The following is a 10,939-nucleotide window of genomic DNA, read 5'->3' as shown; positions in this document are numbered from 1 at the left end:
TCACCCTCGCGCTCCCGACCAGCGCAACCAGGCGCTGGACCCTGTTTTGAAGAGAGGCGTCCCAAGCGTGGCGATCTATCATCTCAGTGCAAAAGTGATCAGCCGGGCCGGAGGCCGGTCATCGGTCGCAGCCGCCGCCTACCGGACGGCTGGGCGGCTGCGGGATGACCGGCAGGGGGTGGAGCATGACTATTCCCGCAAGGGCGGGGTCGTGCACTCTGAGATCATGGCCCCCGAGAACGCGCCCGACTGGATGCGTGATCGAGACCAGCTCTGGAACGCCGTCGAGGCGGTCGAGAAGCGGCGCGATGCTCAGCTTGCCCGCGAGATCGAAGTGGCGCTGCCGCGTGAGCTTGATCGGGGCGAGAGGTTGGAGCTCCTGCGCGGCTTTGTTCAGCGCGAATTTGTCGATCGCGGCATGATCGCGGACGTGGCCATTCACGAAGGCAAGGCCCGTGATGGCCACGGTCAGCCCCATGCGCATGTCATGCTGACCATGCGCGAGCTGACCGGCGAGGGGTTCGGGAAGAAGGATCGCAGCTGGAATGCGCCGGACCTGCTGATGGGCTGGCGCGAAGCCTGGGCGCGGGACGCGAACATCGCCCTTGAGCGGGCAGGGCGGTCGGAGCGGATCGACCACCGGTCCCTTGATGTTCAGCGCGCCGCGGCCGAGCAACAGGTCGAGCGGGCGCGCGAGGGCGGGCAGGAAGACCTGGCGCTTGAGCACGAGAAGAAGGTGGTCGAGCTCAGCCGTGAGCCCGAGCCGAAAATCGGCCCATCCGCCAATGCTCAGGAAAAGCGTGGGATCATCACCGAGCGCGGCGAGGCTTTCCGTGCGGCGCAGGCGCGCAATGCACAGCGCCAGGAACTGGGCTGGCGGCAGCTGGAATTGCGGCTTGAGCTGATGGAGCGCGGGCGCGCCTTCATTGCCACCGCGCGCGAGCGGATGGATCAGCTATGGGGCCGCGCTGAAGCGGCGATGTCACGGATCAAGGAGAGGTTTATGGGCGAGGTTGAGAGGTCGCAGGCTGGTGCTGATCGGGGCGACATGGACGCGCGCCGGGCGGCAGTGTTGGGGCGCGATGTTGATCGCCCAGAGGCGCAAGCGCCGGATGTCGGGCGCGAGAGGATTGCGCCCGACGATCCTGATCGGGACCGGCGAGACGCCATCCTTGGGCGTGCGCGCGAGATCAGACAGGAGCGGGATGCTGCCGCTGTCGAGCGGGACATTGCCGCCCACGACAGCGAGGGCCGTGATCAAGGGCGGCGGGATGACATTCTCGGGCGCGGGCGTGATACTGCGTCCAAGCGCGGGCAGGGCCGCGATCGCGACAGAGAACGTTAAGAAATGAAAGGAAACCACACAGTGTTTGAAGATCGCTACCACAAGGAGCAACCCGCCGTGAAATCAATGGCGCAGCGCATTGCGAACAATAGCCCCCAAGTGTTCGCGACCACCGATGATTTCGTTGCTGCCTACGGCCAAGAGGCCGCCGACATGGTTGCCAAAGGTGGCCTGCTTGCGGCCCTTTGGGATATCGGGATTGATGCTGTTCCCGCATCGTTCGAAGGGGAGGGGTGCGACCAGCCAAAGGGTTTGAAGACTAGCCTTGTTCGTAAGGACGGCTAAGCGTGTGGCGCTCATCAGAAGTTGATCGTGAACCGTTCGTTCTGCCAAGCGGACGGACCGCCTCAATCAAGTACACGTTCGTAGTGTCACCTAATCGGCCTGGGCTTGGCTGTCATGGGCTGTTTCGGCCCGACGACGGGATTGTTCTATGGCAGAATGGAACGGAAGAACCCTGCCTGTTGTTCGGCGGTAGCGCCAAGGCGCTCGACGATCTGCGTGAGCATGCAGCCCTTTTGCCCTGCGGGCCCGCTCGGAAGAAGGCGCATGAAGCGTATCTGAAAGCTCGCAAATATCTTTGGGGTGAGATGGTCGGGCGCACAGTCGCAGTCGAAGGCGGTGGCAAGGCCCAGAACAATATCTGGGTTATTGGCATCGAGGAGAGCTCGACGGTGGAATTCGAAATTATGCTGGCGCGAGAGAAAGTCAGCTGATTTCTGTACCGCATGCCCTCGGCACAATTTCTCTACTCTTTGTTCGAAAGACTAACGCTGGTATTGCTTGCGATCTTCTTGATCACTGCACGATCTAGGCGATCTGGATCATCCTTCTTGTCTGACAGCTTTGACAAATCAAAAGTTAAAAGTTGCTCTTTTAGAACATCGCGTTTGCTTTTCTCATCGTCACCCGCCAACACTTGCGAGGCAAGCATTACTTCAATGAAAAGTATACGTTCTGAAATCTCGCCAATTCGGCGCACGTTCTGCGAGTACCATCTTAGGAAAAAGCCACCAACCAACTGGATAACCAGCACGCCCGATGCACGCGGCAAAAGGTATGTATAGAGGAATCGCTCGATATCCAAGGCCGAAATTTCAGTCGCGCGACTGGTGATGATCAATGAAACGATCACAATCACGGATACCAGCGTCAGACCCATGCCGATGGCTAGGTTCTTTGTCGCATAGCTCCGTTGATCTCCAGCCTCAAGATACAACCGATAGACGGATTGAACCAAGGGCGACGTTTCGTACCCCGAAAAGTTCGAAAACCGTGCCTTGTTCTCTTCGATAACTTCGCGATCCAAAAGGTCTGAACGCAGTGTGCTGCGGGTTGCATTGTAAAAGATCGGTATCGCTAGAAGTACGGTTCCACCGACAAGTAATAGATTAAAGTTATAAACGTAGTCGGAGAATGAGGTGTTGACGAAGGCCCCACCAATCAGAAATCCGCCGATCAGCGCTATTGCTACGCTGAGCGCCAAAACAACGGGGCGTTGTTTCCAGATCTTGTCCTTATCTTCGACTTTACTCATTACATATATCTTCTCTAAGGCGTGCTTGCTTCCGTGCCGGTCAGAAGCGCTTCGTCCTGATTTATATCGCGACACATCAAGGTCAGGACAGAGAAATCAGCGAATTACTTGGAGAATTATGGTTGATGAGCCTTTTCACTGGTGTGATCCCGGCAGTGTGCCGGGCTCGCTTTGAGCGATAGACAGGGCAGGGGATTGACGGGCTGACGCCCGCTCACCCCAACCCTGACAGTTTCCAAATCCTGTTGATCCGCCTGCCATCCCGGCAGGTCCGAGAAAACCGGCAAGCGCCGCCTACGGCGTCGGTTCCGGTCAAGAATTCCGGTTCCTCCCACGCGCGAGGCGCGCGGTTCCCTCCCAAATTCACGCCCTCCACCCGGTTGTCACGGCCCCGCCGGGCCGCAGGACGGGCTTTGCCCTTACCTGCTCTGCCCTTCGGAATGCATGGGCATTCCAAAGATCAGAACAGGAAGGCCCGCCCATTGGCGGAAAGGGGTGCAGACCCGGACCGCGTCACTCAAAGGAGGGTCACAAATGACCGCAGAGAAGTTTGACGTTTACACGCATGTCACCAACCAGATCATCGCGCAGATCGAGGCGGGAACGCCGCCGTGGCGCAAGCCGTGGACCGGTGGCGGGGTATCGGTCAGCTTGCCGGAACGGTTCAACGGCGAAGCCTATCGGGGTATCAACATCCTGATGCTTTGGGCCACGGCGATGGCCAAGGATTACAGCTCAGCCCGCTGGATGACGTTCAATCAGGCCAAGCAGCTTGGGGGCCATGTCCGCAAAGGCGAGAAATCCGCAACCGTCGTGAAATACGGCACCGTCGAGCGCGAGGACGACAACGGCGAGGAGCACCAGATCCCCTATGCCAAGGCCTACCGCGTATTCAATGCCGACCAGATTGAGGGCTTGCCCGCTGAATTCTACATCTTGCCCGATCCGCCCCGTGGTCTTGGCACCTTGGCCGATCCCGCGTTGGAAGCGTTCTTTGCCGCGAGTGGCGCGCAGATCGACAGCACCAAGGAGCCGCGCGCCTATTACAACATCAAGACTGACCGCATCCACATGCCGCCGATCGCGACGTTTCACAGGGCCGCAGGATATTACGGCACCTTGGCGCATGAGCTGACCCACTGGACAGGGGCGACAAAGCGGCTTGACCGTTTGGGCCGGTTCAATGACCGCAAGGCTTACGCGTTCGAGGAGCTGGTCGCGGAAATCGGAAACTGCATGCTTTGCGCACAGATCGGGGTGGAGCCTGAATTCGACCAGAGCGCCGCCTATGTCGAGGGGTGGCTTGCCGCGATGAAGGAAGACAGCCGCGCAATATTCCGCGCTGCGTCTGAAGCTCAAAAGGCCGTGGATTACATCATGGAGCGCACCGCGCAGGCCGACCGGATGGCCGCCGAGTAACAGCCCGCACAGTCGCAATGATCGAGGCCCCCGTCAGCAGGCGGGGGCCTTTTTGTGTTGTGGTGTGATCTTGGCCGAGGGCGGTTTTGGGGTGACCTGTCGGCGGGCAGCCTTGAGGCCACCCGCCGACAGGCCCGTCGCTTCGCGCGGACGCCCCCAAGGGAGCGGACGGTCTTAAGCCGCCTTCGCGGGTAGCAGCTTGGGCAGATGGGGAAGCGCCGCTGGGTCGCGAGTGTTGAAATAACGCTCCGAATGCTCGGGAATCCAAACGTTATCAACGAATTCGATGAATAGCGGCAGCATACTGTTTGGATATTGCCGCGCATCACCTTCCCATTCATCGGTCTTGTGTGAGTACATCGAGTGAGATCCACTCAGCCGGGGATGGTTCTCGTCGAGCCACTTTGCGAAGAGCTTTCCTACGCTGGTATCGGGGCGTAGTTGTGTCCCGTTTGGGGCCCGGTCCGCCATCATGTGGCCGACCATTTCAAGGCGTCCCCACAACCTGACAACCAGTTCGTTGATCACTGAGAAATGACCCGCGCTGACCCGGTTCCAGTTCTCGTTGTAGCGCTTGATAAACGCAGGAACGTGACCACCGTAAGAGCCAGTTTTCCGAATGCTCGGAAGGACTTCTGAGGTGATCCATTTCTTGAAACGCTTTGCTTCTGGCTTGGATGAACGCAGCACGAGAGAGTAGAGGCCGGACTCGCTGATGACGGTGGTCTTCTGCTCCCTGCCCATGGCGTCGGAAATTCCGACGCCATCCTTCTCATCGTCATCAAGACGGCTCGCGGCATCCCGTGGGTTCGCAATTCCGATCTTTTTGCAGACCTCAGTCAAAACGAACCAAGGCTCTCCTTCACGATCGATAACACGGAACTGATCGTTGTCTTCGTACTCAAAAATTTGCATTGTATACTGCATTTACGTCCTTTCATGACGCTGGTGCAGTACGATTTTGCTTGACGGGTGTTCCTCTTCATGGGACATACCCTTTGACAGTTAAGCCGAATCGTACTGCGGTTACGGAAAAGGACCGGCCCATAAAGGGTTCGGTCCATTTTTTATTATAACAGAAAATTTACCAAATTGCAAGCGTGAGTTCTTCTATTGTTCTCTTGCTCCTCTAAGTGTTGCATTTTTGCAACAATCTGTGTGCGCGCCGGTTAGATTGCCGCCTCTAGCAGCCCGATTTCGTCTTCGGTCAGGTCGAACAGGTCATAGACAATGCTGTCGATCTGGGCTTCAGCCTGGGCGATTTCGGCGGTCAGGCGGGCAATCTCGGCGCGGTCGCGGTTGATCCAGTCTTCCCAGTCGGAGCGATCGGTCAGCGGGATGTCTGCCTTGAACACCTTCTTCACTTCGGCGCGGAAGGCGGCGAAGTCGGGCAGGGTCCACCATTCCTTGAGCTTGTTGGTCAGCTTGGGTTCGCGTTCAGGCGGGCAGAGGTCTGGTAGGCGGCGCGTGAGAGCGGTTTGGAGTGCTAGGCGTTTCTGGGCAGCTGCCTGGCAACTGTTGGTTAGACCTTCAAGGTCAGTTTTCTGCTCAGCCAAGATTTTTGGTATCACGGCCTGCTCGACAAACTGAGAGTGCATTTGATGGAAACCACCACGAACAGGAACACTGTTTCCGGTGATCGTGAACCAGGCCACTTTGGAGTTCAGGAAAGCTGCGAGCCAGGCGTCGTCTGAACCGATAAAGTAGCATTTGTTGTTCGTAAAATGCCCGTCTTCCAACTGGAACTGTGGCACATTACAAAATTCAGGGTAGAGCACCTTTGCGCCCTCAAAGTAAGGCAAGTAGGCCTCCTGCGCCTGTTGGATCTCGAACCATTCCTGCTTCGTGGCGCGCTTTTCCAGTTTGTCCCTGAAGGGCAGCAGCCATTCCCGGATGGCGGGATAATCGTCAATGTCGATCCGGTTCTTGGGAATGTAGATCAGCCACAGGCCGCGCGGTTCGGCACGCCAGCGTTTCAGGTCTTTGCCTTCGAGGAAGGGCTTCAGCAAATCGGCAGACTTTGGGTCCTGGGCACAGAGGCGTTCTTTGGTAACGTTGTCGATCACAAAGGCTCCGTTCAACCCTGTAACAATCCCCCGGCATGGTGCGCCATATACGCTTTTCAGGGTCTTCCTGCCCTTTTTGATCTTGTCCCGCAGGGCGCGCAGGGCGGGGTTTTCCAGTTCCCATGACCCGGCCCCTAGGGCCGTTTGTGGATACGGGCCGGCAGCGGCTTCCCAAGTGGCGAGGAAGTTGTTTTCCGGCAGAGCATCCACCTTCCAGAAGCGCAGCTCATGCCCCTTGGGCGCGGCACCTCGTTTCATGGTCAGGATGGCCGGATAGGTGGTCACCCCCTCGAAGACTTGCAGGTCGCCAAAATCGACTACGCTTTCGATGGTCGCCTCTTTCAGAAGGTATTCGCGCAGGGGCTTGCCCGAGCCGGTCTTGAAGAAGGTGTTCGAGGAAATATAGCCCAAGCGCCCGCCCGGTTTCAGCAAGCGCAGGCCGCGTTCGTAGAAATAGCAGTAGAGATCGGCCCGATCGGAAACGACCTCATACCGCCTTTCCAGATAGGGTTTCAGCAGCTTCAGGAATTCCATCCGCACATAGGGCGGGTTGCCCAGGACCACGTCAAAGCCGCCTTCGGCAAAGACGCCGGGGAAGGCCGTCTCCCAGGTGAACGCGTGGTCGAGATAGGCGAAGTTGCTGTCCTCGATCAGGCTGTCACCGACGCGGATGCTGCCTGACAGGCTGTCGAGAACCTTGCCGCGCCGGGCGGTCTTGATCCAGAGCGACAGCTTGGTGATCTCGATGCTTTCCTCGTTCACGTCCACGCCGAAGAGGTTGTCGGTCAAAATATCGCTGTCGGGGACATAGTCGAGCAGATCGCCAAAATGTTCGGCCTTGGGCAGCAGGTCTTTGATCTTGTCGTTCACGCGGGTCAGTTCGGCCTTCATGAAGTCGAAGGCCATGATCAGGAACACACCGGAGCCACAGGCGGGATCAACAATGCGCAAGGACTTCAGGCGATCTCGATAGGCTTGCCAGGCTTCCAGCTCGGCCGACTTTTTCCGCCAGGGGATGTTTTCGTAGTCGGTGACATCTGCGCCCTTCTTGGCGTGAGCGCGCAAGGTGTCCTCAAAAATTTCCCGCAGATGTGTACCGAGGGTTTCGGCCACGATGAAGCGCGCAATGTAATCAGGGGTGTAGACCACCCCGTCACGCTTGCGCCGTCCGCTTGTGCCAGTGGTTTTCTCGGGCTCTTCCTCTTCACCGCGGGCGATCGCTTGCAGGCGTTCCACGTCCGCGATGGACTGTTCGAAGATATGGCCGAGGACCGTGACCGAGACTTCGGAGGCGAAGTCATACTCGCCCAGGGTTTTGAACCCTTCACAGATGTCATCGGGGAGGTTCAGCCCGTTGATCACCGCGTCTTCGCGGAACAGGCCACCGTTGTAGCGCGGGATTTTCAGCTCGTTATTGCCCACGTCGATGGCGCGGAACAGCCCCTTGAAATTGTCCCAGACGGGGCGAGGGTTGTAAGGGTCGCGCGCGACGAAGGCGTTTTCCAGCGTGTTGTCTGGCAGCAGGCCAGTGTCTTCGGCAAAGGCGATGAACAACACCCGATCGAGGATCTTCTGCGCGAGGGCAATCGCATCGAGAGGCGCGATCGCGGCATCGGCCTTCTGGACGGCGCTCAGGAGCTTGAGGCGCAGGTCCTTGTAGTCCTGATACAGGCTGTCGGTGATGTCCTTGTCTTCGCGGCGGCTTTCTTTCAGCAGATCAGCCGTGCGGCCAGACAGCAGATTTTCCGCCGACAGGAGCAGCATGAAGCGCGCGTATTCTTCCGGGGCTGTCAGCTGATCGAGGCGGAATTCCTCATAGGCCGAGGTGCCTTCCCCGAAGCCGTAGAGGCGCAGCTCGATCATGTTCGAGACCAGAACCCATTTCACGCCGCGCGCGTTCATGGCGTATTCCCACGCCTGTTGAACGGGGCTTTTGTTTCGGCCTGGCATGATTGCATCGAGGTCGCGGGTATCTGCGCCCTTCAGCTCGAATGGTGCCACGATGTCAGGCGTCTTGCCGCCAAATCGGCCAAGCGCCAGATCGACGCTGCCGCGCAGAATATTTTGTTCGGTTGAGACGTTGTAATCTGCCCCGCCAGCCGGGCCGTGGTAGCCGAGAACACCTTCAACGACCTTGGAGGCGAACTGCCCATGCAGGGCGGTTTCCTTCAGACGTTCAATCCGGCCCGAGCTGATCAACTCTGCCCAGGCTTCCAGCGCAGCCAAATGGTCTGACGGGATCGGATCGGCTTTGATATGGCGCTTCAGGGTCTTACGGTTGAACAAATTCATGAATTAAAGGGCTTTCTTGATGCTGCCCCATGGCAGCGAAACATAGAGATCGCGCATGAGAGCAAAGCGCTCTTCAAAGGGCGGAAGGTCACCAATTTCGAGGGCGAGCGTTTCCCAATCGGCCTGGGCGCGTTGCTTGATTTCCGGGTCATCCATGGACTCTGGCTTGGCCTCGATCCCACGGCTGCGGCATTTCTCGATCAACGTGGTCAGGATAGCTGTTTTGTCAGCACCGCTGAAATCATGCTCGCCAATCAGAAATGCGATGTCGTAGACATCCTGTCGCCGGTTGCGCTTGCGTATGGTTTGCTGAAGCAGAGCGCGGAATTTTTCGGCAATGAGCTCATGAATGGTGAACGCGCGCACCGCCACACCGGCCCCGTGCAGGTTCAGCTCCTGGAAGGCATAGACTTGATCGCGGAAGCTGATCTCGACATCAAGAACTCGGCTTGCCTGGCCGTCCGCCAGCCGGGCCTCTTCACCTGTGCCGCGCTTGGCGGAGCCAATGCGGACCCGGAGCGCGGGGAATTCGTGATCCTCAAAATTCTCTGCGCGCGGCATTTTCTTCACCGATTGCACCCGGCAAAGAAGATCGGGATAGCCGAGCTTGATCGCGGTTCTGGGCAAAAGTTCATTCAGTTCGGTGGTGAGCTTTTCCGTCAGGTCGGCGGGTTCTGCCATTGAGGTGAAGTCCACATCCCCGGTGACCCGATTGCTTTTGAAAGCGAGGGCCATGACCGCCCCGCCCTTTAAAACGAGTGTTTTCGATAGTGAGGGGGCTAGGCCGATTGCCCCCAGGACAATCTCCGTAACCTGGCGATCTCGATAGAGCGTTGGGTTTGCACGTGCGGCTTCGACCCATGCGCGAACATCGACATCGACGATGTCGAATTTGCTATCTTGAGCGTGGGGGTCGTTGTCAGACATTTATTGAAATCATCCAGCGTTCTGAGAATTCAGGGGCATAGTCGGCGTCAGGGTCGAGTTTGCGCGATCCGCCCCGTTGAGCAAACTGCTCCCAGTTGTGCAGCGCCGGATCATCTATGTCCATGACTTCAGACAGAATATAGCCTGCGCGGACTTTGGCGATCTTGCTGTCGAGGAGATCAATTGCGGCAATAATCTCGGGCACCCACTGATCCGCCTCATTTTCCCAGACATCGAGAACATGGCGCATGCCCCCACAAAGCTGTGGTTCAGCAAGCATGTCAGCAAAGGTTTGGCCAATCGAAGTGATCCGCGTTTCCTCACCACTCACGGAGGCCGGTGTCCAAGGGTGGCTTGACACATGCACCACGATTGGTCGGCGACGGATCGTATCCTTGAAGCCGGGCCTGTTCAGAACGGGCGCTTCGATCTGGTCCAGATCGGGCAGGTCTTTATGAAGAAGTTCATCTCGGAGCGCATTCCAAAGGGGTCTTTTGGGGGTTGTCAGGTGCAGCGCCTGTGGGCTGCGATCAGTAAGGCCATAGCGCTGCATGGCAGATAGATGCGAGACGTAGGCGAAGGGATCAGCGATGCAGGCGACCTCTTCCGCCGAACCAGCTCTCGTTGATTGCGTGACACGCCAAACCCCCGATCGGAAGTCAGAGTCCATGACAAGCGCCTTCCGGGCCTCAAGGCGACGTAGCGCATTTTTGGCGCGTGTCTGGTCCCAGTCGTGCGGGAGGCGCTTCAACGGCTCGCCGTTCAGCACTTTCTTGTGAAACAGATGGTAGCCTAGAACGAAGAAATCGTAGAAGGTTATGATCGGCAAGTCCTTGTCGGTTATAGCTTTTTCAAAACCTTCGGTAAAATTCATCTGCCGTCCTTACCCATATGTCCTTAGGACATATGGGTAAGGACGGCGTTATGTCAAGAGCGGCCATCATCGTATGCCACTTAGCATATTAGACACGAATGCGATATGTGTATGTCCTAAGGACATACACATATCGCATTCAGATGTAAATAGCGGCTTCAAATTCCCCCAAACATCGCCAGCTGCTGAGGCTCCACCCAATAGCCGCGCTGACGCTTGGACGCTTCCAGTGTGATCAGAGCCGCGACCGCTTGGCTTTCATCCGCGAACCAATCCATCCGAACCTGACCGCCCTGGCCTATCCGTCCCCATTCCCGATAGAGCGTCCATTCGCCAAACAGGTTGGGCATGACGGCCATCCGGTAGAAGGAGAGCACCCCAAAGCGTGGGGCAATTGCGTTTTGATGGTAATTCTGGCAAGAATTATGGATGCATTCTGCCCCCGAAACCTTCCAGCTGAAGATCCGGCTTTTGGGGAT

At 57.7% G+C, this 10,939-nt stretch carries 10 protein-coding genes; 4 read left to right on the top strand and 6 right to left on the bottom strand.

What is annotated here, in order from left to right; genetic code table 11:
• From mobQ to EGN72_RS19090, 3 genes are all read left to right on the top strand, one after another.
• The coding region (mobQ, locus tag EGN72_RS00905) for a MobQ family relaxase (RefSeq protein WP_233586983.1) at window positions 1-1,345 on the top strand (1,345 nt) is incomplete at its 5' end.
• Window positions 1,346-1,366: 21 nt separating this feature from the next.
• Window positions 1,367-1,630, top strand: a complete 264-nt coding sequence (locus EGN72_RS00900; RefSeq protein ID WP_127044777.1) for a hypothetical protein — start codon at window positions 1,367-1,369, stop codon at window positions 1,628-1,630.
• 2 nt (window positions 1,631-1,632) lie between these two features.
• A complete protein-coding gene (locus EGN72_RS19090; protein ID WP_158623101.1) occupies window positions 1,633-2,061 on the top strand; it encodes a hypothetical protein in 429 nt (142 codons plus the stop codon).
• Between the two features lie 32 nt (window positions 2,062-2,093).
• On the opposite strand, the gene EGN72_RS00890 is transcribed toward EGN72_RS19090, so the two are convergent.
• Window positions 2,094-2,882 carry a hypothetical protein gene (locus EGN72_RS00890; RefSeq protein WP_127044775.1) on the bottom strand — a complete coding sequence of 263 codons (789 nt, stop codon included), beginning with the start codon at window positions 2,880-2,882 and terminating at the stop codon, window positions 2,094-2,096.
• A gap of 534 nt (window positions 2,883-3,416) precedes the next feature.
• Between EGN72_RS00890 and EGN72_RS00885 the strand changes: the two genes are divergently transcribed.
• On the top strand, window positions 3,417-4,301 hold the full coding sequence (locus tag EGN72_RS00885) for an ArdC family protein (RefSeq protein ID WP_127044774.1): 885 nt from the start codon (window positions 3,417-3,419) through the stop codon (window positions 4,299-4,301).
• A 174-nt stretch (window positions 4,302-4,475) separates the two neighbouring features.
• Here EGN72_RS00885 and EGN72_RS00880 read toward each other — a convergent pair whose 3' ends face one another.
• From EGN72_RS00880 to EGN72_RS19395, 5 genes are all read right to left on the bottom strand, one after another.
• The gene (locus tag EGN72_RS00880) at window positions 4,476-5,228 is read right to left on the bottom strand and encodes a Bro-N domain-containing protein (protein ID WP_071974167.1); all 753 of its coding nucleotides are present in this window, start codon (window positions 5,226-5,228) and stop codon (window positions 4,476-4,478) included.
• A gap of 242 nt (window positions 5,229-5,470) precedes the next feature.
• Window positions 5,471-8,659 carry an N-6 DNA methylase gene (locus EGN72_RS00875; RefSeq protein WP_127044773.1) on the bottom strand — a complete coding sequence of 1,063 codons (3,189 nt, stop codon included), beginning with the start codon at window positions 8,657-8,659 and terminating at the stop codon, window positions 5,471-5,473.
• A 3-nt stretch (window positions 8,660-8,662) separates the two neighbouring features.
• Entirely contained in the window at window positions 8,663-9,586 is a 924-nt protein-coding gene (locus EGN72_RS00870) for a nucleotidyl transferase AbiEii/AbiGii toxin family protein (protein WP_127044772.1), read from the bottom strand.
• Entirely contained in the window at window positions 9,579-10,460 is an 882-nt protein-coding gene (locus EGN72_RS00865; RefSeq protein WP_127044771.1) for a hypothetical protein, read from the bottom strand. Before EGN72_RS00865 ends, EGN72_RS00870 begins: the two co-directional genes overlap by 8 nt.
• 158 nt (window positions 10,461-10,618) lie before the next feature.
• Window positions 10,619-10,939, bottom strand: a 321-nt coding sequence (locus tag EGN72_RS19395) for a WGR domain-containing protein (RefSeq protein ID WP_233586982.1), incomplete at its 5' end; no start/stop codon positions are given.

Source organism: Pseudorhodobacter sp. E13 (assembly GCF_003991405.1).
Lineage (GTDB): Bacteria > Pseudomonadota > Alphaproteobacteria > Rhodobacterales > Rhodobacteraceae > Pseudorhodobacter.
The sequence above is the reverse complement of the archived record's forward strand: the minus strand, read 5'-3'. Positions and strand labels throughout refer to the sequence as shown.